25 protein-coding genes and 1 tRNA gene are annotated in these 26,990 nt (G+C 68.3%); 7 read left to right on the top strand and 19 right to left on the bottom strand.

What is annotated here, in order from left to right; genetic code table 11:
* Window positions 1–139: 139 nt before the first annotated feature.
* Entirely contained in the window at window positions 140–2,827 is a 2,688-nt protein-coding gene (gene polA / locus ABZZ22_RS21555; protein ID WP_354935636.1) for a DNA polymerase I, read from the bottom strand.
* 102 nt (window positions 2,828–2,929) lie between these two features.
* On the opposite strand from polA, the gene ABZZ22_RS21550 reads away from it, so the two are divergent.
* Window positions 2,930–3,403 (top strand): hotdog fold thioesterase, encoded by a 474-nt coding sequence (locus tag ABZZ22_RS21550; protein ID WP_354935633.1) that lies wholly within the window; start codon window positions 2,930–2,932, stop codon window positions 3,401–3,403.
* A 67-nt stretch (window positions 3,404–3,470) separates the two neighbouring features.
* Here ABZZ22_RS21550 and ABZZ22_RS21545 read toward each other — a convergent pair whose 3' ends face one another.
* Window positions 3,471–4,715, bottom strand: coding sequence for an ABC transporter substrate-binding protein (locus ABZZ22_RS21545; RefSeq protein ID WP_354935630.1), 1,245 nt, complete (start codon window positions 4,713–4,715; stop codon window positions 3,471–3,473).
* A 307-nt stretch (window positions 4,716–5,022) separates the two neighbouring features.
* On the opposite strand from ABZZ22_RS21545, the gene ABZZ22_RS21540 reads away from it, so the two are divergent.
* Window positions 5,023–5,616 (top strand): GNAT family N-acetyltransferase, encoded by a 594-nt coding sequence (locus ABZZ22_RS21540; RefSeq protein ID WP_354935627.1) that lies wholly within the window; start codon window positions 5,023–5,025, stop codon window positions 5,614–5,616.
* Window positions 5,617–5,677: 61 nt separating this feature from the next.
* On the opposite strand, the gene ABZZ22_RS21535 is transcribed toward ABZZ22_RS21540, so the two are convergent.
* From ABZZ22_RS21535 to ABZZ22_RS21515, 5 genes are all read right to left on the bottom strand, one after another.
* A complete protein-coding gene (locus ABZZ22_RS21535; RefSeq protein ID WP_354935624.1) occupies window positions 5,678–6,457 on the bottom strand; it encodes an ABC transporter ATP-binding protein in 780 nt (259 codons plus the stop codon).
* Window positions 6,454–7,383 (bottom strand): ABC transporter ATP-binding protein, encoded by a 930-nt coding sequence (locus tag ABZZ22_RS21530; protein WP_292644286.1) that lies wholly within the window; start codon window positions 7,381–7,383, stop codon window positions 6,454–6,456. Before ABZZ22_RS21530 ends, ABZZ22_RS21535 begins: the two co-directional genes overlap by 4 nt.
* A 1-nt stretch (window position 7,384) precedes the next feature.
* Window positions 7,385–8,377, bottom strand: coding sequence for a branched-chain amino acid ABC transporter permease (locus ABZZ22_RS21525; protein ID WP_354935621.1), 993 nt, complete (start codon window positions 8,375–8,377; stop codon window positions 7,385–7,387).
* A gap of 9 nt (window positions 8,378–8,386) precedes the next feature.
* The gene (locus ABZZ22_RS21520; protein ID WP_354935618.1) at window positions 8,387–9,730 is read right to left on the bottom strand and encodes a hypothetical protein; all 1,344 of its coding nucleotides are present in this window, start codon (window positions 9,728–9,730) and stop codon (window positions 8,387–8,389) included.
* Between the two features lie 167 nt (window positions 9,731–9,897).
* On the bottom strand, window positions 9,898–10,527 hold the full coding sequence (locus ABZZ22_RS21515; protein ID WP_354935615.1) for a response regulator: 630 nt from the start codon (window positions 10,525–10,527) through the stop codon (window positions 9,898–9,900).
* A gap of 94 nt (window positions 10,528–10,621) precedes the next feature.
* On the opposite strand from ABZZ22_RS21515, the gene ABZZ22_RS21510 reads away from it, so the two are divergent.
* Together ABZZ22_RS21510 and ABZZ22_RS21505 are read left to right on the top strand one after the other, a co-directional pair.
* A tRNA-Leu gene (locus ABZZ22_RS21510) sits at window positions 10,622–10,697 on the top strand.
* Between the two features lie 52 nt (window positions 10,698–10,749).
* The gene (locus tag ABZZ22_RS21505) at window positions 10,750–11,493 is read left to right on the top strand and encodes a helix-turn-helix domain-containing protein (protein ID WP_354935612.1); all 744 of its coding nucleotides are present in this window, start codon (window positions 10,750–10,752) and stop codon (window positions 11,491–11,493) included.
* Here the strand turns inward: ABZZ22_RS21505 and pyk are convergent.
* The 9 genes from pyk to trpC all read right to left on the bottom strand — a co-directional run bounded on the left by pyk (window position 11,490) and on the right by trpC (window position 24,454).
* On the bottom strand, window positions 11,490–12,959 hold the full coding sequence (gene pyk / locus ABZZ22_RS21500) for a pyruvate kinase (protein ID WP_354935609.1): 1,470 nt from the start codon (window positions 12,957–12,959) through the stop codon (window positions 11,490–11,492). The two genes, ABZZ22_RS21505 and pyk, sit on opposite strands and share 4 nt — an antisense overlap.
* A gap of 94 nt (window positions 12,960–13,053) precedes the next feature.
* Window positions 13,054–13,509, bottom strand: a complete 456-nt coding sequence (locus ABZZ22_RS21495) for a helix-turn-helix domain-containing protein (protein ID WP_354935606.1) — start codon at window positions 13,507–13,509, stop codon at window positions 13,054–13,056.
* Between the two features lie 138 nt (window positions 13,510–13,647).
* Window positions 13,648–15,114, bottom strand: coding sequence for a glutamate synthase subunit beta (locus ABZZ22_RS21490; protein WP_354935603.1), 1,467 nt, complete (start codon window positions 15,112–15,114; stop codon window positions 13,648–13,650).
* 68 nt (window positions 15,115–15,182) lie between these two features.
* Entirely contained in the window at window positions 15,183–19,739 is a 4,557-nt protein-coding gene (gene gltB, locus ABZZ22_RS21485) for a glutamate synthase large subunit (protein WP_354935600.1), read from the bottom strand.
* Between the two features lie 277 nt (window positions 19,740–20,016).
* A complete protein-coding gene (gene lgt / locus ABZZ22_RS21480) occupies window positions 20,017–20,979 on the bottom strand; it encodes a prolipoprotein diacylglyceryl transferase (RefSeq protein WP_354935597.1) in 963 nt (320 codons plus the stop codon).
* An 8-nt stretch (window positions 20,980–20,987) separates the two neighbouring features.
* On the bottom strand, window positions 20,988–21,512 hold the full coding sequence (locus ABZZ22_RS21475) for an SCO family protein (RefSeq protein ID WP_354935594.1): 525 nt from the start codon (window positions 21,510–21,512) through the stop codon (window positions 20,988–20,990).
* Between the two features lie 89 nt (window positions 21,513–21,601).
* Complete coding sequence (gene trpA, locus ABZZ22_RS21470) at window positions 21,602–22,411, bottom strand: tryptophan synthase subunit alpha (protein ID WP_354935591.1); 810 nt, start codon at window positions 22,409–22,411, stop codon at window positions 21,602–21,604.
* Window positions 22,408–23,652 carry a tryptophan synthase subunit beta gene (trpB, locus tag ABZZ22_RS21465; RefSeq protein WP_354935588.1) on the bottom strand — a complete coding sequence of 415 codons (1,245 nt, stop codon included), beginning with the start codon at window positions 23,650–23,652 and terminating at the stop codon, window positions 22,408–22,410. Before trpB ends, trpA begins: the two co-directional genes overlap by 4 nt.
* A gap of 19 nt (window positions 23,653–23,671) precedes the next feature.
* Window positions 23,672–24,454, bottom strand: a complete 783-nt coding sequence (gene trpC, locus ABZZ22_RS21460; protein ID WP_354935585.1) for an indole-3-glycerol phosphate synthase TrpC — start codon at window positions 24,452–24,454, stop codon at window positions 23,672–23,674.
* Window positions 24,455–24,601: 147 nt separating this feature from the next.
* Here trpC and ABZZ22_RS21455 point away from each other — a divergent pair, with 147 nt between their 5' ends.
* Window positions 24,602–24,928 carry a DUF4190 domain-containing protein gene (locus ABZZ22_RS21455; protein WP_354935582.1) on the top strand — a complete coding sequence of 109 codons (327 nt, stop codon included), beginning with the start codon at window positions 24,602–24,604 and terminating at the stop codon, window positions 24,926–24,928.
* A 63-nt stretch (window positions 24,929–24,991) separates the two neighbouring features.
* On the opposite strand, the gene ABZZ22_RS21450 is transcribed toward ABZZ22_RS21455, so the two are convergent.
* The 3 genes from ABZZ22_RS21450 to hisI are packed head-to-tail and all read right to left on the bottom strand — an operon-like array spanning window position 24,992 to window position 26,149.
* Window positions 24,992–25,192 carry an HGxxPAAW family protein gene (locus tag ABZZ22_RS21450; protein WP_292644314.1) on the bottom strand — a complete coding sequence of 67 codons (201 nt, stop codon included), beginning with the start codon at window positions 25,190–25,192 and terminating at the stop codon, window positions 24,992–24,994.
* 43 nt (window positions 25,193–25,235) lie between these two features.
* A complete protein-coding gene (locus ABZZ22_RS21445) occupies window positions 25,236–25,784 on the bottom strand; it encodes a Trp biosynthesis-associated membrane protein (protein WP_354935579.1) in 549 nt (182 codons plus the stop codon).
* On the bottom strand, window positions 25,781–26,149 hold the full coding sequence (hisI, locus tag ABZZ22_RS21440) for a phosphoribosyl-AMP cyclohydrolase (RefSeq protein ID WP_354935576.1): 369 nt from the start codon (window positions 26,147–26,149) through the stop codon (window positions 25,781–25,783). The genes ABZZ22_RS21445 and hisI overlap by 4 nt, the downstream gene beginning before the upstream one ends.
* 173 nt (window positions 26,150–26,322) lie before the next feature.
* Here hisI and ABZZ22_RS21435 point away from each other — a divergent pair, with 173 nt between their 5' ends.
* Together ABZZ22_RS21435 and ABZZ22_RS21430 are read left to right on the top strand one after the other, a co-directional pair.
* Window positions 26,323–26,574 (top strand): CD225/dispanin family protein, encoded by a 252-nt coding sequence (locus ABZZ22_RS21435; RefSeq protein WP_354935573.1) that lies wholly within the window; start codon window positions 26,323–26,325, stop codon window positions 26,572–26,574.
* Window positions 26,571–26,987: a DUF2752 domain-containing protein gene (locus ABZZ22_RS21430; protein WP_354935570.1), complete on the top strand. Its 417-nt coding sequence runs from the start codon at window positions 26,571–26,573 to the stop codon at window positions 26,985–26,987. Before ABZZ22_RS21435 ends, ABZZ22_RS21430 begins: the two co-directional genes overlap by 4 nt.
* Window positions 26,988–26,990: the final 3 nt, after the last annotated feature.

Genomic DNA, 26,990 nt, shown 5'->3' with positions numbered 1-26,990 from the left:
CCTCCCCGGAGCAGCGCAACGCCGACATCGAGGCGGCCGCGACGCGACCCGCCGACGAGCTCCGGGCGTGGTGTCTCAGCGGAGCCGGGGCACGCCAGATCTACCGATTCGGCGCGCCATAACTACCGATTCGGCGGGGTCAGTGGGCGGCTTCGTGCCAGGAGAGGCCGGTGCCCACCGATACGTCGAGGGGGACGTTGAGGTCAGCGGCGGAGCCCATCTGCTGGCGCACCAGGGTCTCCAGGGCCTTCCGCTCCCCCGAGGCGACCTCGAAGACGAGCTCGTCGTGGACCTGGAGGAGCATCCGGGAGGTGAGACCGGCCTCGTCGATAGCGGCCTGGACCCGCAGCATGGCGACCTTGATCAGGTCGGCGGCCGAGCCCTGGATGGGAGCGTTGAGCGCCATCCGCTCGGCGGTCTCACGGCGCTGGCGGTTGTCCGAGAGCAGGTCCGGCAGGTAGCGGCGGCGACCCATGATGGTCTCGGTGTAGCCCGTGCGCCGGGCCTCCTCGACCAGGCTGCGCAGATAGTCCCGGATGCCGCCGAAGGTCTCGAAGTACTCCTCCATCAGCCCACGCGCCTCGCTCGGCTCGATCCCGAGCTGCTGGGAGAGGCCGAAGGCCGAGAGCCCATAGGCCAGGCCGTAGTTCATCGCCTTGATCTTGGCCCGCTGCTCCACCGAGACCGCGTCAGGGTCGACGCTGAATACTCGCGCGGCGGTGATCGAGTGGAAGTCGCGCCCGGAACGGAACGCCTCGATGAGCAGCTCGTCCTCGGACAGGTGGGCCATGATCCGCATCTCGATCTGGCTGTAGTCGGCCGTCAACAGCGACTCGTAGCCGTCTCCGACGACGAAGCCCTTCCGGATCCCGCGACCCTCCTCGGTGCGCACCGGGATGTTCTGCAGGTTGGGCTCGGTCGAGGAGAGCCGGCCGGTGGCCGCGATGGTCTGGTTGAAGGTGGTGTGGATGCGGCCGTCGTCCTGCACGGTCTTCAGCAGGCCCTCGATGGTGACCCGCAGCCGGGTGACGTCGCGGTGACGCAGCAGGGCGATCAAGAACGGGTGCTCGGTCTTCACATAGAGCTGCTGGAGGGCGTCGGCGTCCGTGGTCCAGCCGGTCTTGGTGCGCTTCGTCTTCGGCATGTCGAGCTCGTCGAAGAGCACCACCTGCAGCTGCTTGGGCGAGCCGAGGTTGATCTCCTTGCCGATCACGCCGTAGGCCTCGTCGGCGGCCTGCTTCATCTGACCGGCGAAGTGCCGCTCCAGCGCGTCGAGGTGCTCGGTGTCGACCGCGATCCCGGTCTTCTCCATCCGCGCCAGCAGATGCAGCAGCGGAAGCTCCACCTCGGCCAGCAGCCGGTGTCCGCCGGCGGCCTCGACCGCCGAGTCGAGCTCGGTGGCGAGGTCGAGCACCGCCCGGGCGTAGAGCATCGAGGTCTTCGAGACGCCGTCGCCGCCGACCTCGTCGTCGCCGAAGAGCGACTCCTGGCCACCGTCGTCCTCCTGCTTGAGCTCACGCTTGAGATAGCGCAGCGTCAGGTCGGCGAGGTCGTAGGAGCGCTGGTCGGGAGCCACGATGTAGGCAGACAGCGCGGTGTCGGTGGTCAGCCCGCGCAGCGACCAACCATGGGCGTCGATCGCCAGCTCGGCCCCCTTGGCGTCGTGCATGATCTTCGGCTTCGAGGCGTCCGCGAGCCAGTCGGCCAGCGCCTTCTCGTCCTCGGGCGTGAGCCCGTCCACCCCGACGTACGCCGCCCGCTCCGGCGTCGCGAAGCCGAACCCGTCCACGCGGCCGGTGCCAGAACCCCAGGCCCCGCGCACATGCACGCCCACGGGCGTGGCCCCGAGCCCGTCGAGGTAGGCCGCGACGGCGCCGGGAGCCAGGGTCTCGCCCTCCAGCGCGAACCCGCTCTCGTCGACCGGGACGTCGTCCTCCGGGGCGAGCACGTCGGTGATCCGGGTGCGGATCTCCCCGCGGAACTCGAGCTCGTCGAGGAGCTCCAGCGCGGCCGCACGGTCCCACTCGACCCGCCCGAGGTCGGCCGGGCCGATCTCGAGGGACAGGTCTCGCACCAGTGCGTTGAGCCGCCGGTTGCGCATCACGTCACCGAGGTGCGCACGCAGGTTGTCGCCGGCCTTGCCCTTGATCTGGTCGGCGTGGGTGATCACGTTGTCGAGGCCGTCGTAGGTGTTGATCCACTTCGCGGCGGTCTTCGGGCCGACACCGGGGATGCCGGGCAGGTTGTCGGAGTCCTCCCCCACCAGCGCGGCGATCTCGGGATAGCGGTGCGGCGGCACGCCGTACTTCGCCTCCACGGACTCGGGTGTCATCCGCGCCAGGTCGGAGACTCCTCGCATCGGATAGAGCACGGTCGAGGACTCCGTGACCAGCTGCAGCGAGTCGCGGTCGCCGGTCAGGATCAGCACCTCCATCCCGGCCTCCAGCCCCTGAGTCACCAAGGTGGCGATGATGTCGTCGGCCTCGTAGCCCGCCAGCGACAGATGGCGGATGTTGAGCACGTCGAGCAGCCGCTGGATCAGCGGCAGCTGGGACTTGAACTCGTCGGGCGTCTTGTTGCGCTTGGCCTTGTACTCGGAGTATTCCTCCAGCCGGAACGTCTGCCGCGACAGGTCGAAGGCGACCGCGACATGGGTCGGGGTCTCGTCGCGCAGCACGTTGACCAGCATCGAGGTGAAGCCGTAGACGGCATTGGTGTGCTGCCCCGTGACGGTCGAGAAGTTCTCCACCGGCAGAGCGAAGAAGGCCCGGTAGGCCAGCGAGTGCCCATCGAGAAGGAGCAGTCGGTCACGCGTCACGTCAGCCACGGTCCGACTCTATCCACGACCGCCGACAACGGCGCGACCGCGGGTCGAGACCCGCGCGTCCCTCGCGCCCCGGGCCCGAGCGGCACATGCGACGATGCATCCATGACCGATGCATCGACCACCGACCAGCCCGTCTCGCCAGGCGACGAGACCGCCGGCGAGACGTTCTTCGCCTCGCTCCCCCACGGCATGGGTGGCCTCAACGACAAGATGGGCGTCAAGATCCTCGAGATCTCAGCCGAGAAGGTCGTCGGCACCATGCCTGTTGAGGGCAACACCCAGCCGTACGGGCTGCTGCACGGCGGCGCCTCGGTCGCCCTCGCCGAGACGCTCGGGTCTACCGGATCCGGCATGCACGCCGCGTCGATGGGCAAGCTTGCCGTCGGCGTCGACATCAACGCCACCCACCACCGCGCGGCGACCTCCGGCATCGTCACCGGCACCGCGACGGCCATCCACCTCGGACGCAGCTCGGCGGCCTACGAGATCGTGATCACCGACGAGCGCGGCAAGCGGGTCTGCACCTCGCGGATCACCTGCTCGCTCATCGACGCCGCGCGCGTCCCCAAGGCGTAGCCGACAGACAGAGCACGAGTGCCCCGAGGCTTTCGCCTCGGGGCACTCGCCATTGGTCTCAGGCAGATCAGATCTGGCCGGAGATGTACTTGACCGGAGCGATCTGGCTCTTGTCGTCGTACTGGTAGATGCCGATCGACGCAGCGGTCGGGCTACCGGTCTCACCGAGCTCGATCGGGCCGGAGACACCGTCGTAGTCGATGTCCTCACCCTTCTTGAGAAGCTCGACGCCCTCGGCGAAGGACGTGACCTTGGTGCCACCGGTGGTGACATCGATGATCTGCTCGGCGACCGCCTCACCGGAGTCGTTCTCGGCCGCAACCGCCGCGAGTGCTGCGACGATCGTGGCGTCGTAGCACTCGGCCGCGTACGCGTAGTCCTTCAGGTTCGGGTCGACCGTGGCGAGACGCGCCTTGAAGTCGTCGCTGGTCTCGGCGCCCGGGATGGTGCCCTTGACGCCCTTGAGCTCCCCCTTCTTGAAGGTGTCGGAGTAGTCCGCGGTGTTGCCGTCGACGAAGTAGGTCGGCAGCTTGGCCGGGCCAGCACCCGCAGCGATGAGCTGCGGCATGATCTTCTTGACCTCCTCGAAGGAGACCACGACGACAGCGTCGGCACCAGAGCCGGCGATCTCGTTGACCTGGGCTTCGAACGAGGTGGCGTCCTGGCTGTAGAACGACGTGGTCGCGACCTTGGCGCCCGAGCCCTCGAGGTTGACCTTGATCTGCTCGGCGAGGGTCTCACCGTAGGCGTCCTGACGAGCCAGGATGGCCACGTTGGAGCGACCGTCCTCGATCAGCAGGTTCGACAGCACCGCACCCTGGAGGATGTCGGAGGGAGACGTACGGAAGTACAGGTCAGGCTTGGAGAAGTCGCCCTCGTCGAAGTCGGTCGAGGTGTTGGCACCCGAGAAGAGCACGGTGCCCGCGCTCATGATCTTGTCCACGACCGTCTTCGCCATACCCGAGGATGCCGTGCCGATGATGACGTCGGACTTCTTCGACAGCAGGCTGTCGGCCTCAGCCGGCGCGATGCCCGAGTCGGAGTCGCCCTCGTCGGCCTTGTGCGAGGCGACCGGCTTGTCGAGCACGCCGCCAGCCTCGTTGATCTCCTTGACGGCGAGGTCGACACCGGCGAACTCGGGCGGGCCGAGGAACGCGAGGCTGCCGGTCTGTGGGAGGAGCTGCCCGACGGTGAAAGTGCCGTCACCCTTGGGGGCGGCCTTCTTCTCCGGCTCCTCGGAAGCGGTCTCGCCGCCACAGGCGGCGAGGGTGAAGCTGAGCGCCAAGGCGCCGGCGCCTGCGGTCAGCTTCATCCAGGTAGAGGATGATGAGTTCACTGCTTAGTCCCTCTTTCGTATGGGCTGGCCCGGCTCACGTCGGACCTTGCGGAGACACATTAGAGACGCCCGGAGGGTGAATCACCCGAGGGACTTGTCTTTTCACCAATCCGTTACATCTCCCCCATGGCATCATTGCCTGGGTTGCCGCCATGATCGGCTCCGTATTATCGGCACCGTGGTGACATGATCACTCGGGAAACCCGATTCCGCCCGGGAACAGCCACGATCGTGGAGGAATTGTGATGATCTGTACGCACGACACCCGTGTAGGACGAGCCCGATGAGCAGGGTTCCGGTGACGCTGCGAGAGGCTCGAGTCGATGACGCGCTCTTCCTTCTCGGCATCTGGCAGGACTCGCTGCGGATGGCGGACGCCCAGGACCAGCTAGGCGACCTGGAGACGATCATCCGTGACGCCGGCGCCTCCCCCGACCAGCGCCTCCTGGTCGCCGAGTGCGGCGGCGAGACCGCCGGGGCGGTCTACCTGCGCGCCACCACCTTCGGTCCGCTCAACCTGGAGCCGACGGTGCAGATCTTCGCGCCCCACGTCGTTCCCAGCTTTCGGCGCCGGGGCGTGGGCCGGAAGCTGATGGAGTCGGCCGTCGTCTTCGCCGAGGAGCGCGGCGTCAGGGTGATCGCGGCCGCGGGCTCCGCCGCCGGCCGTGACGGCAACCGGTTCCTGGCCCGGCTCGGTCTCGGAGCGCAGGCCGTCATGCGCGTGGCCCCGACCGCGGTCGTACGCTCCCGGCTCAACGTCGTCGGCCGCGCCCTGCCCCATCACGCCCGGATGTCTCGCAGCCCGAAGCAGTCCAGCGCCGTCGGCGAGCTGCTCGCCGCGCGGCGCTCCCAGCGGCGTTCGAACACCGTCGCCTGAACACCGCACGGGGCCCCGGAGCAGCTGCTCCGGGGCCCCGTGCGTTCGAGACGTACGCTCGTCAGTCCTCCTTGGCACCCAGGGTGCCGAGATAGAGCTCGATCACCTTCGGGTCGTCCGCGAGCTCGCGGCCGGCGCCCGTGTAGGCGTTGCGGCCCTGGTCGAGCACGTAGCCACGGTCGCAGATCTGCAGACAGCGACGGGCGTTCTGCTCGACCATCACGACCGAGACGCCGGCCTGGTTGATCTTGCGCGTCTGGACGAAGACCTCGTCCTGCATGACCGGCGAGAGCCCCGCAGACGGCTCGTCGAGCAGCAGGACCGACGGCTCCATCATCAGCGCCCGGCCCATCGCGACCATCTGACGTTCACCGCCGGAGAGACCGCCAGCGCGCTGCTTGCGGCGCTCACCGAGGGCAGGGAAGATCCCGGCGACGAACTCGAACCGCTCCGCAAACTTCTTCGGCGCCTGGTAGCAGCCCATCTCGAGGTTCTCCTCGATGGTCAGGCTCGGGAAGACGTTGTTGTTCTGCGGGACGAACCCGATCCCTCGCGAGACGAGCTCGTCGGCACGCTTGCCGGTGATGTCCTCACCCTCGAGCTTGACGGTGCCCTCGTGGATCTTCACCAGGCCGAACAACGCCTTGAGCAGCGTCGACTTACCGGCGCCGTTGGGGCCGATGATGCCGACCAGCTCGCCGCGCTGGCAGTAGAGATCGCTGCCGTTGAGGATGTTGACCCCCGGGAGGTAGCCCGCGATCAGGCCGTCGGCACGGAGCACCGCGCCCTCGGCCTCACGCAGGTGGGTCTCCCGGAACTTGTCCGTGTCGGTGGAAGTCACTTCGAACCCTCCTCTTGGGCGATCTCGGCCTCGACCTCGGCCTCGAGCTTCTCCTCGTCGAGCTCGCTCAGGTCGGTGTCGTGATGGGCGCCGAGATAGGCGTCGATCACGCGCTGGTCGGCCATCACCGATCCGGGCGTACCCTCCGCGACGATCTTCCCCTGGGCCATCACGATGACCCAGTCGGAGATGTCGCGGACCATGTCCATGTCGTGCTCGACGAAGAGGACCGTGCGGCCCTCGTCGCGAAGCGACTTCACGTGGCCCAGCAGCGACTGCTTGAGGGCAGGGTTCACCCCGGCCATCGGCTCGTCGAGCATGACCAGCTCGGGGTCGACCATGAGCGAACGCGCCATCTCGAGGAGCTTGCGTTGACCACCGGAGAGCGAGCCGGCGAAGTCCTCACGCTTCGCATCGAGCAGGAAGCGGGCGAGCAGGTCGTCGGCCTTCGCGGTGATCTCGGCCTCCTGCTTGCCCCACAGGCCCTTGAACGGAGCGGCCCAGAACCGCTCACCGCGCTGTCCGGTGGCGCCCAGACGCATGTTCTCGAGCACCGAGAGCTTCGCAAGCACCTTGGTGAGCTGGAACGTACGCACCATGCCGAGGCGGGCGACCTTGAACGGCGCCATCCCCTTCAGCGATCTGCCGTCCAGGCTCCAGGTGCCGCTGCTGGGCTGGTCGAAACCGGTCAGCAGGTTGAAGAACGTGGTCTTGCCTGCACCGTTGGGCCCGATCAACGCCGTGATCGCACCCCGCTGGATCTCGAAGTGGTCCACGTCGACGGCGGTCAGGCCACCGAACGTACGCACGATGTTGTCGGCGACCAGGATCGGGTCGGGCTTCTTGGCACCCGGCTCGGTGCTCACGCCGACGAGGCCCGCAGGCCCCGTGTCCGTCTTGTCCGTCTTGTCGGTCTTGTCAGTCATGTCAGCGCTCATCGATCGCGATCTCCCTACGGTCTCCGAAGATCCCCTGTGGGCGGAAGATCATCAGCAGAATGATGGCCAGACCCAGCACGATGTAACGGATCAGGCTGGCCTGGGTGTCGGTCATGATCACCGTCGGGATCCAGCCGTCGGCGCCGGCCGACTGCCTGAAGAACGAGCCGAGCCCAGCGATGAGGAACCAGAACAGGATCGCTCCGATGACGGGGCCGAGCACCCGGGCCGCACCACCGAGAAGCAGCGCGGCGAAGGCGTAGAAGGTCATCAGCGTGGCGTAGTTGGTGGGCACCACCGAGGCCTGCTTGAGCGCCAGGAACAGCCCGCCCAGGCCACCGATGAGGCCACCGAGAGCGAGAGCCTGCATCTTGTACGCGAAGACGTTCTTGCCCAGCGAGCGCACGGCATCCTCGTCCTCACGGATCGAGCGCAGGACTCGGCCCCACGGACTACGCATGAGCGCCCAGACCAGTACGCAGCAGACAGCCACCAGCGCCCACCCGACCGTCAACGACCACAGGTCGTCGCGCCGGAAGGCCACGATGCCGAGATCCACGCCCTTGGAGTACGGGTTGGCGGCCTGGAACGGTCCGGCGAAGCCGCTCAGTCCGTTGGAGCCACCGAAGACGTCCTTGGTCTCGACCGCGCCGGCGACGAACCGCAGGATCTCAGCGGCGGCGATCGTCACGATCGCCAGATAGTCGGCGCGCAGCCGCAGGGTCGGCAGACCGAGGATCACGGCCAGCACCAGGGGCGCGATCATCGCCACGATCAGGCCGAGCCAGAACGGCGCCCCGAAGGTGACGATCGTGACGGCCAGACCGTACGCGCTGACCAGGGCGAACCCGGCCTGGCCGAAGTTCAGCAGACCGGTGTAGCCGAAGTGGACGTTGAGACCGATGGCCAGTAGGGCGAAGACGATCGCCTGGGGACCGAGAGCCTGCTGCAACGCGGTGCGGAGAATCTCTAGAATATCCATTGTCGTCTCCTACCCGAGCCGGTCTTTGCGACCGAGGATGCCTTGCGGGCGCACCAGCAGGATCACGATCATGATCACCAGCGGTCCGACTTCCTTGATCGACGGAGGAATGTTGAACAGCAGCGGCCCGAGCTCGTTGATCAAGCCGATCACCAGGGCACCGAGCAGAGCACCCCAGATGGTGCCGAGGCCGCCGAGGGTGACCGCGGCGAAGATGACCAGCAGGATCTTCATTCCCATGAAGCTGTTGACCTGGTTCTGCAACGCGTAGAGGACACCGGCCAACGCGGTCATCGCGCCACCGAGCACCCAGGCGCTGGTGATGACACTGTCGACGCGCAGGCCCGAGGACGCGGCCAGGGCCGGGTTGTCGGAGACCGCTCGCATCGCCTTGCCCATGCGGCTCTTGGCGAGCCACAGGCACACGCCCACGATCACGACGAGGGCGACCACGACGATCACCGCCTCGCGGTCGGCCATGGCGAACCCGAGGTAGTACCAGTGCGCCTCGCGCCTCTGGTTCGAGTACTGCGAGTACTGCAGCGTGGAGGAGGTGTAGAAGTACTGGAAGACGTAGCGCAGGAAGATCGCCAGTCCGATCGAGATGATCATCATCGCGATCAGGCCGGCGCCGCGCCGTCGGACCGGCCCCCACAGCACCTTGTCCTGGACGTACCCGCCGAGCCCTCCGGCCATGGTCGCCATGATGGCGGCGATGATCACCGCGACACCGGCAAGCGCTCCGGAGTCGAGCAGCGAGTCGAAGGTCCAGGCGATCACCGCACCGAAGGTGAGCATCTCCCCGTGGGCGAAGTTGGAGAGGCCGGTCGGTCCGAAGATCAGGGCGAACCCGAGCGCGGCCACCGCGAGGATGAGAGCGAAGACCAGGCCGCCACGGAGGTTGGTCGCCAGGTCCTTGGCGAAGTTCGCCTGGTCGCCGGCGGTGACCCCGATGGGGAAGATGGCCCGGTTGTTGGGGCCCTGGAAGCGCACCTGCACGGTGGCTTCGTCGTTGGTGTTCTCGTCGAGGACGGTCCCCGACGGCAGCGTGTCCTCGTCGAGGGACACGACGTACTCGCCGAGCTCCTCGACCTCGATGATCGCCACACCCTCGGCGTCGGTGACGCCTTCACCGACCTTCTCACCGTCCTTGGTGACCTCGAGGGTCACGTCCGGGATCGGCTTGGGATTGCCTTGGGCATCCTTGTTGGCCTTGTCCTGAAGCGTCACCTGGATCGCGGTGGCGTCCGGCGGTGGGGTTTCGGTTGCCTGTGCGGCCCCCGGGGTCCCTACCAACAGCACCATCAGCGCACCGATGAGCGCGACGAGGACTCTGTAGAGCCGCTTGCGCACGTGGGTACTCCTGCCTCTGTGTCCTAAAGACGGATCCTGACACCAGCTGAACTCGCTGGTCAGCCGGATCCGCGCGGGCAGTCTAGGCCGACATCACCCACGAACAAGCCACAGGTTGACCCTCATCCGAGACCGCAACCGATCTGTGACGTGCTGTTTACACGGATTCAGGTACGTGGCCCGCTGACGCCGTGCTCGATGACGCCCTCAGCCACCTGGCGCATCGACAGCCGCAGGTCCATGGCGGTCTTCTGGATCCACCGGAACGCCTCGGGCTCGCTGAGCGTGAGCCCCTCCTGCAGGATCCCCTTGGCCCGGTCCACAGCCTTGCGGGTCTCGAGCCGGTCGGTCAGACCGGCGACCTCCTTCTCGAGCTGGGCGAGCTCTTGGAAGCGGCTCACCGCGAGCTCGATCGCAGGCACCAGGTCGGTGATGTTGAACGGCTTGACAAGGTAGGCCATCGCACCCGCGTCGCGCGCACGCTCCACCAGCTCACGCTGGGAGAACGCGGTCAGCATGACCACCGGGGCGATCCGGTCGCGCGCGATCGCCTCCGCCGCCGCGATCCCGTCGAGCACCGGCATCTTCACATCGAGGATCACCAGGTCGGGCCGGTGCTCGGTGGCGAGCTCGATCGCGGCCTTGCCGTCCCCGGCCTCGCCGACGACGTCGTACCCCTCCTCGGTGAGCATCTCCTTGAGGTCCATCCGGATCAGGACCTCGTCCTCCGCGATGACGACCGTTCGCCGCGTGTGGGTCTCCGGGGTGCTGCTGGGGTTGCTCTCCGTCACGAGCACAGACTAGGGCATCTGGGGCAGGTCCCGGTTCAGTGATCCCGCCCACTGTCCGGTAAGTTGTGCTCTCGCGGTGGCACGTTCCGCACCGCAAAGAGCCCCGGTAGCCCAACGGCAGAGGCCATGTGCTCAAACCACATCCAGTGTCGGTTCGAATCCGACCCGGGGCACCAAATCGCTTAACCGTTCCACCGAAATGTCGGTGCTCGAGCGCAGACTACGAGCATGTACGCCGCTCCCATCCGAGCTGAGGCGCTCGCGCTCCTCGAACAAGGTGAGTCGCTGTCAGCCGTCGCCAGGGCGACGGGGGTCGCGCGATCGACGGTTCGAGAGTGGCGGGACCGTGAACCCAGCAGCGGACCCGGCGCATGCCCGCGGTGCGATGACCTGCAGATCGACGAGGAGGCGTACGCCGCGCTTCTCGGTTTCTACCTCGGAGACGGCTACATCGCGAGGGCTGCTCGTTACTACTTCCTCCGCATCTCCTGCGACCTCGTCTATCCGCAAATCATCGAGGACGTGATAGGTCTGCTCGATCGGATCAGGCCGGGTGGCCGGGTCTTTCGCGTGCCACGCACCGGGTGCCTGGATGTCCATTCGAACTGGATGCATTGGCCGTGCCTATTCCCCCAGCACGGAGCGGGCCGCAAGCACACCCGGCCGATCGTCCTCAAACCGTGGCAACTCAAGATCGTCGAGAGTTGCCCGGCTGACTTCCTCCGAGGCCTCTTCCACAGCGATGGCTCCCGCAGCATCAACACCGTCACCCGTCGTTTCCCGAGCGGTCCTCGGACCTACGTCTATCCGCGCTGGCAGTTCGTGAACGTCTCCGACGACATCCGCGGCCTGTGCGCGTGGGCCCTCGATCTCGTCGAGATCCCGTGGCGCCAGTCCAACTGGAGGACGATCAGCGTCTCGCGCCGCGACGCGGTCGCGGCGCTCGACGCCCTGATCGGCCCGAAGAGCTAGCCCTTGCGCTCGTAGGCAGGCGCGACCGCGTTGATCGCGTCGCCGATGCGGTGGATGCGCAGGGCGTTGGTGGAGCCGGGGATGCCGGGAGGCGAGCCGGCGATGATCACCACGAACTCGCCCTCTTCCACGCGGCCGAGCTTGAGCAGGTTCTCGTCGACCTGGCGGACCATCTCGTCGGTGTGCTCGACCTCGTCGGTGCGGAAGGTCTCGGTGCCCCAGCTGAGCGCGAGCTGGCTGCGTACGGCGTCGGAGGGGGTGAAGGCGAGCAGCGGGATCACACCGCGCAGCCGGGAGAGGCGGCGGGCGGAGTCACCGGAGGTGGTGAAGGCGACCAGGTATTTCGCGCCGACCCGGTCGGCGACCTCGGCGGCGGCCTTGGCGATGACTCCGGAGCGGGTGTGCGGGTCCCAGTCGATGGGGCTCAGCTCGGCGGCGCGGCTGCTTTCCGAGGAGAACGCGTGGCGCTCGGTGGCGACGATGATGCGCGCCATCGTCTCGACGGTGTGGATCGGATAGTCCCCCACGCTCGTCTCCGCGGAGAGCATCACCGCGTCGGCGCCGTCGAGGACGGCGTTGGCGACGTCGTTGGCCTCGGCGCGGGTGGGGGCCGGGCTGGAGATCATCGAGTCGAGCATCTGGGTGGCGACGATGACCGGCTTGGCGTTGAGGCGAGCCAGCTCGATGATCCGCTTCTGCAGAAACGGCACCTCCTCGAGCGGGCACTCCACGCCGAGGTCACCGCGGGCGACCATGAACATGTCGAAGGCGGCGATGACCTCGTCGAGGTTGTCGATCGCCTGCGGCTTCTCGATCTTGGCGATGACCGGGACGACGCGCCCCTCCTCGTCCATGATCTTGCGGACGTCCTCGTAGTCCTTCGCGTTGCGCACGAAGCTGAGCGCGATCATGTCGACGCCGAGCTTGAGCGCGAACCGGAGGTCCTCCTCGTCCTTCTCGGAGAGAGCCGGCACGGAGACGGCGACGCCGGGCAGGTTGATGCCCTTGTTGTTGGACACCTTCCCGCCGACCAGCACCTCGGTGTGGACCTCGGTGTCGTCGACCGCGGTGACCCGCAGCCGCAGCTTGCCGTCGTCGATCAGGATCGGGTCGCCGACCTTCACGTCACCGGGAAGGCCCTTGTAGGTCGTCCCGCAGATCTTGTCTGTGCCGGGCACGTCCCGGGTGGTGATCGTCCAGGGCTGACCGCGGTGCAGGGTGGTCGACCCCTCCTCGAAGCGCTCGAGGCGGATCTTGGGGCCCTGCAGGTCGGCGAAGATGCCGACGCTGTGCCCGCTCGCCGCAGCGGCCTCCCGCACCAGCGCGTAGTTGCTGGAGTGGTCGTCGTGGGACCCGTGGCTCATGTTCATCCGGGCGACGTCCATGCCTGCGTAGACGAGCTCGCGGATGCGACGCTCCGTCCCGACGGCGGGTCCCAGGGTGCAGACGATCTTGGCTCTTCTCACGGGAGCCCAGACTACCCCTCTGGAACGTTCAAACCAGCACCCGGGAGGCGACCCGATCTGGTCATTCATCGAGCATTGACACCAAGGTTCCGGGTCAGACGCCGCTGGCCCGCTGCACACCCAGCGTGAGGTCGCCGGCGGCTAGCCCCTCCCCACAGGCGCGACAATGCACGTGAGCGACAAACTCCTCACCGCAAGTGTGTAGGAGCGGCGCCGGATCGACGCCGGGGCGAGCATGCTCGCTCCCCCACTTCTTGAGCGTGAGCAACACCGGGGAGAGTGCGCGGCCGGCCGGTGTGAGCCGATACTCGTAGCGGACCGGCCGCTCGCTGTACTGCTCCCGCGCGATCACGCCGTGCTCGACCAGCTTGCGCAGCCGCACGGTGAGCACGTCGCGGGGCGCGCCGGTGTTGCGCGCGATCTGGGAGAACCGGAGCTGGTCGTAGAAGAGCTCTCGGACGACGAGCAGGCTCCAGCGGTCGCCGACGACCTCGAGCGCGTCGGCGATCGTGCACTCCCTGGGATTCACGACGGCGGGTACGTCCGGCATGGCGCCAGTCTCCCGCCCCTTGGTCGCCCCCTCAAACCCAGTGCTGGAACCGACTGGCCCGACACCTCCGTGTGAAGGTGCCGAGCCAGTCATCGGCACGCCGTTGTGCCTCGGTGTGTCAGCCTCTGTGCGTCAGCCTCAGACCATCAACTGTCGGTCCGTCGGGCGGATCGGCGCCGGCAGGTTGGTCGAGCCGGTGAGGAAGGTGTCGACCGCGGCCGCTGCTGCGCGGCCCTCGGCGATCGCCCACACGATCAGCGACTGCCCGCGACCCGCGTCGCCGGCGACGTACACGCCGGGGACGGAGGTGGCGTAGGAGTCGTCGCGAGCGACGTTGCCGCGCGGGTCGTACTCCACACCCAGCTGGGTGAGGAGGCCGTCCTTCTCCGGACCGGTGAAGCCCATCGCCAGCAGAACCAGGTCGGCGGGGATCTCCTTCTCCGTCCCCTCCTTCTCGGTCAGCTTGCCGTCGATGAACTCGACCTCGACCAGCTTCAGGGCGCGCACGCGGCCGTCCTCGGTGCCGAGGAACTCCTTGGTGGAGACCGCGTAGACCCGCTCGCCACCCTCCTCGTGCGCGGAGGCGACCCGGTAGGTCATCGGGTACGTCGGCCACGGCTGAGCGTCGGGGCGCTCCTCCGGCGGGCGGGGCATGATCTCCAGCTGGGTGATCGACTCCGCGCCCTGGCGGATCGCGGTGCCGAGGCAGTCGGCGCCGGTGTCACCGCCACCGATGATGACCACGTGCTTGCCCTCGGCCAGGATCTGGTCGGGGACCGCCTCGCCGAGCGAGGCGCGGTTGGACTGCGGCAGGTACTCCATCGCCTGGTGGATCCCGTCGAGCTCACGCCCGGGAACCGGCAGGTCGCGGCCGACGGTCGAGCCGTTGGCCAGCACGATCGCGTCGTAGCGGTCCTGGAGCTGAGCACCGGTGATGTCGGTGCCGACGTCGACGCCCGGACGGAAGACCGTGCCCTCGCGGCGCATCTGCGCCAGGCGCTGGTCGACCTGGGACTTCTCCATCTTGAACTCGGGGATGCCGTAGCGCAGCAGCCCGCCGATCTTGTCGGCCCGCTCGTAGACGGCCACGGTGTGGCCCGACCGGGTGAGCTGCTGGGCGGCGGCCAGGCCCGCAGGCCCGGAGCCGATGACCGCGACCGCCTTGCCGGAGAGCCACTCGGGCGGCTGCGGCTTGACGTAGCCCGCGTCCCAGGCCTTGTCGATGATCGAGACCTCGATGTTCTTGATCGTCACCGCGGGCTGGTTGATGCCCAGCACGCAGGCGGTCTCGCACGGCGCCGGGCAGAGGCGACCGGTGAACTCGGGGAAGTTGTTGGTCGCGTGCAGACGCTCCGAGGCGCCCTCCCAGTCGTTGCGCCAGACCAGGTCGTTCCACTCGGGGATGATGTTGCCGAGCGGGCAGCCCTGGTGGCAGAACGGGATGCCGCAGTCCATGCAGCGCGAGGCCTGGGTGTTGATGATCGGCAGCAGGGTCTTGCCGATCTTGCCCGGGTAGACCTCGTGCCAGTCCTTGACGCGCTCCTCGACGGGACGCCTCTCGGCGACCTCACGTCCGTTCTTCAGAAAACCCTTGGGGTCAGCCATGGGACGGCTCCTTCGTCGCCGCGCCCACGGCGGCCATGCTGTATTGGATGTTCATGGACTTCGCAAGCTCAGCCATGAAGTACCTCCATAATCCGCGCGGCAGCCTCGTCCTCGTCGAGGCCCTCCTCGAGGGCCTCCTCCTGAGCTTCGAGCACGCGCTTGTAGTCACTGGGCATGACCTGCGTGAAGCGGGTCAGAGAGTTCGGCCAGTCGGCCAGGAGCGCCTCGGCGACGGCCGAGCCGGTCTCCTCGAGGTGGTCGCGGACGAGCTGCTCGAGCTCGGCGGCGTACTTCTCCTCGACGGCGGTGGCCGCGACCAGCTCGCCGTTGAGCCGCTGCTGCGCGAAGTCGAGGACCCACGCGATGCCGCCGGACATGCCGGCCGCGAAGTTGCGCCCGGTCGGACCGAGCACGACGACACGACCACCGGTCATGTACTCGCAGCCGTGGTCGCCGACACCCTCGGTGACGATGCTGGCACCGGAGTTGCGGACCGCGGCCCGCTCCCCCACGCCTCCGCGGATGTGGATCCGTCCGCTGGTGGCGCCGTAGGCCAGCGTGTTGCCGGCGATGATGTGGTCCTCGGCCCTGAACCCGGCCGTACGCTCCGGGCGGATGACCACCCGGCCACCGGAGATGCCCTTGCCGACGTAGTCGTTGGCGTCGCCTTCCAGGCGCAGCGTCAGCCCGCTGGGGATGAACGCGCCGAACGACTGGCCGGCGGAGCCGGTGAAGGTGATGTCGATCGTCCCCTCGGGCAGGCCGGCGCCGCGGTAGCGCTTGGTGATCTCGTGACCGAGGAGCGTGCCGACGGTGCGGTTGACGTTGCGGATCGGCAGCTGGGCGCGCACCGGCTCGCCGCGCTCGAGCGCCGGCGCCGCGAGCGGCAGCAGCTCGTTGACGTCGAGGGACTTCTGCAGCCCGTGGTCCTGGGTCTTGGTGTTGTGGAGGGCCTGGTCGGAGAACTGCTGGGGCGACTCCACACGGGTGAAGATCGGCGCCAGGTCGAGCCCGGAGGCCTTCCAGTGGTCGATCGCGTCGCGTGCGTCGAGCGCCTCGGCATGGCCGACCGCCTCGTCGATGGTCCGGAAGCCGAGCTCGGCGAGGAGCTCGCGGACCTCCTCGGCGATGTAGCGCATGAAGTTGACGACGTGCTCGGCCTTCCCGGTGAACCGCTCACGCAGGACCGGGTTCTGGGTGGCGACGCCGACCGGGCAGGTGTCGAGGTGGCAGACCCGCATCATCACGCAGCCGGAGACGACCAGAGGCGCGGTGGCGAAGCCGAACTCCTCGGCGCCGAGCAGCGCGGCGATGACCACGTCGCGACCGGTCTTGAGCTGGCCGTCGGTCTGCACCACGATCCGGTCGCGCAGCCCGTTGAGGAGCAGCGTCTGCTGCGCCTCGGCGAGACCGAGCTCCCACGGGCCGCCGGCATGCTTCAGCGACGTCAGCGGGGACGCGCCGGTGCCGCCGTCGTGGCCGGAGATCAGCACGACGTCGGCGTGCGCCTTGGAGACACCCGCGGCGACCGTGCCGACACCGACCTCGGCCACGAGCTTCACGTGGACGCGAGCGGACGGGTTGGCGTTCTTGAGGTCGTGGATCAGCTGAGCCAGGTCCTCGATCGAGTAGATGTCGTGGTGCGGCGGCGGGGAGATGAGCCCGACGCCCGGCGTCGAGTGACGCGTCTTGGCCACCCACGGGTAGACCTTGTGGCCGGGCAGCTGGCCGCCCTCGCCGGGCTTGGCGCCCTGGGCCATCTTGATCTGGATGTCGTCGGCGTTGGTCAGGTATTCGCTGGTGACGCCGAAGCGGCCCGAGGCGACCTGCTTGATGGACGAGCGACGCTTCGGGTCGTAGAGACGATCCGGGTCCTCGCCGCCCTCGCCGGTGTTGGACTTGCCGCCGAGGATGTTCATCGCGACGGCGAGCGTCTCGTGAGCCTCCTGGGAGATCGAGCCGTAGGACATCGCACCGGTCGAGAAGCGCTTGACGATCGCCTCGACGGGCTCGACCTCGTCGATCGAGATCGACTCGCGACCCAGCTCCTCGGCGCTCTTGAGCTTGAAGAGCCCGCGCAGCGTCATCAGTCGCTCGGACTGCTCGTTGACGCGGTCGGTGTACTGCTTGAAGACGTCGTAGCGGCCGGTGCGGGTGGCGTGCTGGAGCCGGAAGATCGTCTCCGGGTCGAACAGGTGCGGCTCGCCCTCGCGACGCCACTGGTACTCGCCGCCGATCGGCAGCGCGCGGTGGGCGTTGGCGACTCCGTCGCGCGGGTACGCGGTGGCGTGCCGCTTGGCGACCTCCTCGGCGATCACGTCGAGGCCGATGCCGCCCAGCTTGGACGTGGTCCCGGTGAAGTAGCGGTCCACGACCTCCCTGGACAGGCCGACGGCCTCGAAGATCTGCGCGCCGGTGTAGGAGGCGACCGTGGAGACGCCGATCTTCGACATCACCTTGAGGACACCCTTGCCGAGCGCCTTGATCGTGTTGGCCATCGCCGCCTCGGCGTCGGCCTTGACGAAGTAGCCCTCGTAGGCGAGGTCCTCGACGGACTCGATCGCGAGATACGGGTTGACCGCGGCGGCGCCATAGCCGATCAGCAGGGCGACGTGGTGGACCTCGCGTACGTCCCCGGCCTCGATCAGGAGGCCGACCTGCGAGCGGGTGCGCTCGCGGACCAGGTGGTGGTGGACGGCGCCGGTGAGGAGCAGCGACGGGATCGGCGCCATCTCCTGGGTGGAGTGGCGGTCGGAGAGGACGATGATGCGGGCACCGTCCTCGATCGCCTGGGAGACCTCGGCGGCGATCTCGTCCAGACGCGCCTGCAGCGCGTCGGCACCGCCGTCGACCTCGTAGAGGCCGCGGACGATGTGGACCTGGAAGCCCGGCATGTCACCGTCACGGTTGATGTGACGGATCTTGGCCAGGTCGTCGTTGGAGATGACCGGGAACGGCAGCACGATCTGGCGGCACGAGGCCGGGCCGGGGCTCAGCAGGTTAGACTCGGCGCCGATGGTGCCGGCCAGGCTGGTGACGAGCTCCTCGCGGATCGCGTCCAGCGGCGGGTTGGTGACCTGCGCGAAGAGCTGGGCGAAGTAGTCGAACAGCATCCGGGGCTTGTCGCTCAGCGCCGCGATCGGGCTGTCGGTGCCCATCGAGCCGATCGGCTCGGCGCCGGTGTTGGCCATCGGCGCGAGCAGGATGCGCAGCTCCTCCTCGGTGTAGCCGAAGACCTGCTGGCGACGGGTCACGCTCGCGTGGGTGTGGACGATGTGCTCGCGCTCGGGGATGTCCTCGAGGCGTACGAGACCGGCGTGGAGCCACTCGTCGTAGGGGTGTTCGGCGGCGAGCTCGGACTTGATCTCGTCGTCCTCGATGATCCGGTGCTCCGCGGTGTCGACCAGGAACATCTTGCCCGGCTGGACCCGGCCCTTGCGGACCACGGTGGCGGGGTCGATGTCGGCCAGCACGCCGGCCTCGGAGCCGAGCACGACCAGGCCGTCCTCGGTGACCCAGTAGCGGGAGGGACGCAGGCCGTTGCGGTCGAGGACCGCGCCGATCTGGGTGCCGTCGGTGAACACGACCGACGCGGGACCGTCCCAGGGCTCCATCAGCGAGGAGTGGAACTCGTAGAACGCCTTGCGGGCGGGGTCCATCTCCTCGTGCTTCTCCCACGCCTCCGGGATCATCATCAGCATGGCGTGCGGCAGGCTGCGGCCCGAGAGGTGGAGCAGCTCGAGGACCTCGTCGAAGGAGGCGGAGTCGGAGACGCCCTCGGTGCAGATCGGGAAGAGCCGCTCCAGGTCACCGGGGATCACGTCGGACTCGAGCAGCGCCTCGCGCGCCTTCATCCAGTTGCGGTTGCCCATCACGGTGTTGATCTCGCCGTTGTGGGCGATGAACCGGAACGGGTGGCTCAGCGGCCAGCTCGGGAAGGTGTTGGTCGAGAACCGGCTGTGGACGACGGCGATCGCGGAGGCGACCCGCTCGTCGACCAGGTCGGGGAACACCTCGGCCAGCTGGGGCGTGGTGAGCATGCCCTTGTAGACGAGGGTGCGGCTGGAGAGCGAGGGGAAGTAGACATCGGTCTCCCGCTCCGCACGCTTGCGCAGGCAGAAGGCGAGCCGCTCCAGGGCCAGGCCCGTCACGCGCTGCTTGGCACCGGCGACGAAGAGCTGCCGGAAGGTCGGCATGACCGCCTTGGCGGTGGCACCGAGGGAGTCCGGGTTGACCGGCACGTCACGCCACCCGAGGACCTCCAGGCCCTCCTCGGTCGCGATCTCCTCGACCAGCTTCACGGTGCGCTCGACCTGGTCGGCGTCGCCGGGGACGAAGGCGGTGCCGACGGCGTAGGCGCGCTCGGCCGGAAGGTCGAAGTCGACGACCTCACGCAGGAAGGCGTCGGGGACCTGCAACAGGATCCCGGCGCCGTCGCCAGAGTTGGTCTCGGCGCCGGCGGCGCCGCGGTGATCGAGATTCACCAGGGCACGGATGCCCTGCTTCACGATGTCGTGACTGGCCTCACCGGTCAGCGTCGCAACCATGGCGACGCCGCAGGCGTCCTTCTCGAACCGAGGGTCATAGAGACCCTGGGGGGATGGATACGAGTGCTCGTACGGCACCGGGATCTCCCGTCTGTCCGGGCTCGGGCACGCACCGACCGACGCAGCCCAATAGCCCCGGATTTCCGGCTCTGCTTCGAGCCGGGTCCGGAGCGGGGGAAGTCTGCGACAGGTGCGCGCGCCCTTGCGGGGATGAAACTGGCAATCTGCAGGGGACAGCGTTGGCCCGCGCGAGTGCGGCTAGGTTACCACTGTGTCACGCGTAGGTTGCGCACGAGGGTCGAAGGGTGGACATCCTCCAACAGGGCGCTTCTTTGCGCCCGATATCTGTGCCTGATCACGCCTTTGTCGAGGATTCCTCGTCGTCGGTCCCGTTGTCGTTCACGTCGCCGGCGGTGTCTTCGTCGGCGTCGTTCTCGGTGTCGTCCGCAGGGTCGTTCGTCGTGTCGTTCGCCGGGGCCTTGGCAGGATCGCTGTAGACCTCCTCCTCGACCATACCCCGTCCGGTGAGAGTGGCATACGCCCACCATGCGGCCGCGAGCACGAACAGGATGATCGACATCCACTCGCTCCAGCGCAGGCCGGCCACGTCGACCAGCTGCACGTTGTCGATGCGCAGGGTCTCGATCATGCCGCGGCCCAGGCAGTAGGCCATCACGTAGAGAGCCACCACTCGGCCGCCGCCCAGACGCAGCTTCTTCTGCAGGTAGACGATCACGAAGAAGGCGAGGATGTCCCAGCCGAACTCGTAGAGGAACGTCGGGTGGAACGTGGTGCCGACCGGGAACTGGCCGGGGCCCTCGGGGTAGAACGACGGGTCGATCTCAAGGCCCCAGGGAAGGTCGGTGGGCCTGCCGTAGAGCTCTTGGTTGAACCAGTTGCCCCAGCGGCCGATGCCCATCGCGAGCAGACAGGTCGGGGCGATGGTGTCCAGCAGCGGGATGATCTTGATGCCCTTGGTCCTGGCGCCGATGATCACGCCCACCGCGCCCAGCGCGATCGCACCCCACACGCCGAGCCCGCCGCGCCAGATGTAGAGCGCCTCGATCGGGTTGGCGCCGTCACCGAAGTAGAGCTGCCAGTCGGTCATGACGTGGTAGATCCGGCCGCCGATCAGGCCGAACGGAACCGCCCACAGCGCGATGTCCTGGATGTCGCCTACCCGGCCGCCGCGAGCCTTCCAGCGGCGCTCGGAGACCCAGACCGCGACGATGATGCCGAGGATGATCGCGAAGGCGTAGCCGCGCAACGGGACCGGCCCGAGCCAGAGCACGCCTTCGGCCGGGCTGGGGATGGACATCGGGAGCATCATGCGGCGTTTACTTCCTCAAGGAGGTGGTGGATGTCGTCGGCAAACTGCTTGGGCGAGGTGTTCATCGACCACACCACGGTGGCCTGCCCCTGGGAGACGGCGGAGACGTGAGTGTCGTGGACCCCGAGATCGTAGCCCCCACTGGGTAGCCGGTCGGCCTCCCCTATGTAGAGCCGCATCGACTCGGCCAGGGTGACGATGTCCAACATGTCGCCGGTGAGGCCGATGAAGTCCTCGTCGTAGCGGTCCAGATACTTCTCGAGCACCTCCGTCGTGTCGCGTGCCGGGTCGGTCGTCACGAAGGCGACGTCGACCTGCTTGCGCTCGGCGGGGTCGAGACGGGTCAGCGCCGCGGTCAGGCTCGACATCACCAGCGGGCACTCGTCGGGGCACTGGGTGTAGCCGTAGAACACCAGCGTCAGCGGCCTGGCCGCGTCGGTGGCGATCGAGTACGGCTCACCGGCGGTGTCGGTCAGCGCGGTGTCGGAGAGCTGGTAGGGCGTGTGCTCCTGACCGGTCATCGCCGAGGCAGGCTTCTGGCCGGTCGCGGGCGCCCCACAACCGGACAGAAGTCCGACTAGGATCAGCAGAACAGGCAGTACGAGGAGTCTCAACGCGCGCGGACTCCCGCTGCCAGGTCCTCGGTCAGGCTCGCCAGCGCCTTGAGCGCCGCCTGCTCGTCGGAGCGGTTGTCCAGCAACGTACGCACGAAGGCGGAGCCGACGATGACTCCGTCCGCGTAGGCGGCCATCTCGGCCGCCTGGGCGCCGTTGCTGACCCCGAGGCCGACGCCGACGGGCAGGTCGGTCCCAGCAGGGCTGAGCCGCTTGGTGCGGGCGACCAAGGGGGCGGCCAGCTCGGAGGTCTTCGCGCGGGCGCCGGTGACACCCATGACCGCGGTGGCGTAGACGAAGCCACGGCACTGGGCCGTGGTCATCGCGATCCGCTCGTCGGTGCTGCTCGGGGCGACCAGGAAGACCTTGTCGAGATCGCGGGCGTCGGCGGCCTCGATCCACTCCTCCGCGAAGTCGGGGGTGATGTCGGGCGTGATCAGGCCCGTGCCACCCGCGTCCTGCAGCTGCTGGGCGAAGCGGTCCACGCCGCGGCGATCGATCGGGTTCCAGCTGGTCATCACCAGGGTCGGAACCCCGGTGGCGGCCACGGCCTCGACGACGCGGAACACGTCGTCGACGCGTACGCCGCCGTCGAGCGCCTGCTGCACGGCATCCTGGATCGTGGGGCCGTCCATCACCGGGTCGGAGTAGGGCAGGCCGATCTCGATGATGTCGCAGCCGGCCTCGACCATCGTGGTCAGCGCCTCGATCGACCCCTCGACCGTCGGGAAGCCCGCCGGGAGGTAGCCGACCAGGGCGGCGCGGTTCTCGGCCTTCGCCTTCTCGAACGCTACCGACGTACTCACTTTGCATCCCCCAGTCCGAAGTACTCGATGGCCGTGCCCATGTCCTTGTCGCCGCGACCGGACAGGTTGATCAGGATCGTGGCGCCCTCGCCGTGACGCTCCTTGACCTCGGGCGCGATCTTGATGGCGCCGGCGATCGCGTGCGCGGACTCGATCGCGGGGATGATGCCCTCCGCGCGCGAGAGCAGCGCGAAGGCCTCCATCGCCTCCTTGTCGGTGATCGAGGTGTAGGAGACCCGGCCGGACTTGGCCAGCCAGGCGTGCTGCGGGCCGACGCCGGGATAGTCGAGGCCGGCCGAGATCGAGTGGGACTCGATGGTCTGGCCGTCATCGTCCTGGAGCACGTAGGTGCGGGCGCCGTGCAGCACGCCGGGGTCGTTGGCCTGGATGGTGGCGGCGTGACGGCCGGTCTCGAAGCCGTCTCCCCCCGCCTCGAAGCCGTGGATCTCGACGTCCTCGTCGTCCAGGAACGCGGTGAAGAGCCCGATCGCGTTGGAGCCGCCACCGACCGCGGCGACGACGGCGTCCGGGAGCCCGCCGAACTGCTCGATGGCCTGCACCCGGGCCTCGTCGCCGATGCCGCGCACGAGGTCCCTGACCAGCGTCGGGAACGGGTGGGGCCCGGCGGCGGTGCCGAAGAGGTAGGCGGTGTGGTCGACGGATGCGACCCAGTCGCGCAGCGCCTCGTTGATGGCGTCCTTGAGAGTGCCGCTGCCGGAGGGCACCGGGACGACCTCGGCGCCGAGCAGCCGCATCCGGGCCACGTTGAGCGCCTGGCGGTCGGTGTCGACCTTGCCCATGTAGACGGTGCAGTCCAGGCCGAAGTAGGCAGCCGCGGTCGCGGAGGCGACGCCGTGCTGTCCCGCCCCGGTCTCGGCGATCACCCGGGTCTTGCCCATCCGCTTGGTGAGCAGCGCCTGGCCGAGCACGTTGCGGATCTTGTGGGCGCCGGTGTGGTTGAGGTCCTCGCGCTTGAGGAGGACCCGCACGCCGAGCTGATCGGAGAGCCGGGTGGCGTGGTAGAGCGGGCTCGGCAGGTTGGCGTAGTCACGCAGGATCGCATCGAACTCGGCCACGAACGCGGGGTCTGCCTTGGCGCCCTGCCAGGCCTCGTCGAGCTCGTTGAGCGCCTTCATCAGCGCCTCGGGCATGAAGCGGCCGCCGAAGCCCTCGGCCTCGCCGCCGAACCAGCCGAACTCGTCGGCGTCGTAGCTCGTCGTTTCGTGGATGTGAGTTGTCATGGCTGCATCTGCTCTCGGCCTAGCCTTGGATTCCGGTGAACTCGGCGACCGTGCCTTGCGGGTCGCCATGCTTGACCAGCGCCTCGCCGACGAGGACCGCACGGGCCCCTTCGGTGACGTGGCGCTTGACATCGGTGGCGGTGAAGATGCCGGACTCGGCGACCTTCACCCGGTCCTCGGGGATGAGCGGCGCCAGCCGGCCGAAGACGTCCTGGTCGATCTCGAGAGTCTTCAGGTTGCGGGCGTTGACGCCGATCAGCTCGGCGCCGAGATCGACCGCCCGGGCGACCTCGTCCTCGTCGTGGGTCTCGACCAGCACGGTCAGCCCCAGCTCGCGCGCGTATTCGTAGAGGCTGCGCAGCGTGTCGTCGTCCAGCGCGGCGACGATCAGCAGCGCCAGGTCCGCGCCCGCCGCCCTGGCCTCGAGCAGCTGGTAGGGCTCGACGATGAAGTCCTTGCGCAGGATCGGCGTCTCGACAGCCGCCCGGACGGCGCGCAGATCGGCGAGGGAGCCGCCGAAACGGCGCTCCTCGGTGAGCACCGAGATCGCGGCGGCACCGCCGGCGGCGTACTTCGCGGCCAGCGCGGCCGGGTCGGGGATGTCGGCGAGAGCACCCTTGGAGGGGCTCTTCCGCTTCACCTCGGCGATCACGCTGCTGCCGGCCGCACGCAGGTGCGGCATCGGGTCGCGGGGCGCGTCGACGTCGGCCAGCCGGGCCCGCAGGTCCGCCTCCGGCACCGTCGCCTGACGCTGCGCCAGGTCCAGACGTACGCCGTCGATGATCTTTTCGAGCACCGACATGTTTAAACCTCTCGTTTCCGGGTATGACCCACGTGCAAAGCCTCTCACCCGAACCGTGACACGCCCGATTTGGCGCCACAGTGCGGGCGGGAAACGTTAAGTTCTTTCCATCTCAACCCAACTCGCCTGACTTTGGAGGTCAGACACATGAGCTACGGAACTCCGCCGCCGCCACCGCAGTACGGGTCGCCGGCACCCGGGCAGCCTGCAGGCAACAGCAAGAAGGCGATCTGGGCACTTGTCCTCGGCATTCTCGGCCTCGTCTGCTGCGGCATCTTCACGGGAATCCCCGCGCTGATCCTCGGCAAGCAGGCACAGGGAGAGATCGACGCCTCCGGCGGAGCGATCAGCGGGCGCGGAATGGCGACCGCTGGTTTCATCCTCGGGATCATCTCGATCATCTGGACCGTGCTGGCGATCATCCTCTACGCCACCGGCGCCCTGAGCGTCAGCGGTAGCACCAGCACCTACTGAGTCCGGCTATGACATCAGCGAGGCCCCCGGCGAATCCGCCGGGGGCCTCGCTGTCTCACAGGCTCAGTGTGACTCGACGTTGAAGCCGAGCTTGGCGAGCACGATGAAGAGCAGGCCACCGACGACAGTGACGGCGACACCGACCCAGAAGATGAACCAGCTGATCGGGTCGAGCATCATGGCGACGCTGCCGATCAGGAACCCGAGGAGGCCGACCGCGACTGCGATCCAGGCTGCCGGGGTGTTGCCGTGGCTGGCGGACATGCGATGACTCCTCTGCGAGTTCTTTTGCTTGGCTGCAGTGTATTCATTGATCCCCCGTCGTCGGGTCCCGACCCTCGTCCAACGACTTCCAGACGTCGATCGTGGACTGCTCCTCCAACGGCTTCCGCTCGGCCTTCGAGGTCGCCGGGGCGTCATACCTGCGGCCCATCTCGGGCCACGAGGGCGCCAGGCGCAGGGCCGCGACGGCCGCCGCCACGGTCAGGACCGCCCCGAGGAGCGCGAGATAGGGCCAGAGGGTGGTGGTGTGCTCGGTCTCGCCCCACACGACCTCGGAGTCGATCGCCCGGCCGAGCGCGTCGATCCCGGGATGGCCGAAGAAGGTGACGATCACCCCGACCCCGGCCAGGCCGGCGAGGCCGGCCACCAGGCGGCGTACGAGGCCACGGGTGACCAGGACCACGCCCCAGGCCGCGAGGGCGACCAGGGCCAGCCCGGTGGTGGCCGGAGAGTCGTTGAGGTCGGCGGGCATCTGGGCCGGCGCGGTCACCTTGACCCACTCGTTGGACCCGGCCCACGCGGCCAGCGCCGCGCCGGCGAGACCCGCGGTGACCGTCGGGCCGAAGGACCTCACGAGCCAGCGCCCTGCGAGAGCAGGCCGGCGTCGAAGCAGGTGTGGTCGCCGGTGTGGCAGGCCGGACCCACCTGGTCGACCTTGAGCAGGATCGTGTCGCCGTCGCAGTCCAGACGCACCTCCTTGACGTACTGGTGGTGGCCGGAGGTCTCTCCCTTGACCCAGTACTCCTGCCGGCTGCGGGACCAGTACGTCGCCCGGCCGGTCGCGAGCGTGCGCGCCAACGCCTCGTCGTCCATGTAGCCGAGCATCAGCACCTCGCCGGTGTCATGCTGCTGCGCCACCGCTGGCACCAGCCCTTCGGGGTCGCGCTTGAGGCGGTCGGCGATGGCGGGGTCCAGTCCCTCGCTCGTGGGTCTAGTCACGGCTCCAGTATCCAGCCGGGCAACAGTACGGACACAACCGGCATGTCGCCGCGGCGATCCGGCGATCCGGAAGCCCCGGGCTGCCAGACTCTGCCGGTCAACTGGGCCGATCTCGGCGAGGCCCTACGAGCCGGCCTTCAGGGTCGACTGAGCAAACTGGAGAAACCCGCACCATGTCTTACCCCACCCCGCCGCCGGCACCTGCGAAGCAGACCGACACCGGCGCCCTCGTGATCGGCATCCTGGTCACGATCTTCTGCTGCATCCCCTTCGGCATCGTCTCGATCGTCAAGGCGGTCCAGGGCGACGCTGCGGGCGCCAAGAAGTGGGGCCTCATCGGCGCCATCACCGGCGTCGTCGTGATCGTCCTCTACGTCATCGCCTCGGTCACGCTCTTCGCCGCGTCCAGCTCGACGAGCATGTGACCACACCCTCACGGGTACGCGCGGGGCTCGTCCCACTGGCCGTCGTGGCCGGCGGGGCGGGCCTCGCGGCCGTGTTCGCCGTCTCTCCGGGATTGGTGTCCTACGTCCCGCCCTGCCCGCTCCACGCGCTCACCGGCATCGACTGCCCCGGCTGCGGGATGACCCGCGGCACGATGTCGCTGCTCTCAGGTGATGTCGCCGGCGCGATCGGCCACAACGCGCTGATGTTCCTGCTCGGGCTGCCGCTGCTGGCGCTGCTCTGGTTCTACTGGCTTCGCGACCGCGTCGGCGATCGCCCCGCTCCCGGCTGGGCCCGCTCCCCCGCCGCGCTCTACACCTGGCTGGCGCTGACCGTCGTCTTCACGATCTTCCGCAACCTCCCCTGGCCCCCGTTCACCGCGCTCGCCGCCTAGATG

It is taken from the genome of Nocardioides sp. NPDC006273, from assembly GCF_040613495.1.
Lineage (GTDB): Bacteria > Actinomycetota > Actinomycetes > Propionibacteriales > Nocardioidaceae > Nocardioides.
Note: the sequence above shows the minus strand (reverse complement) of the source record. Positions and strands in the feature narration are given on the sequence as shown.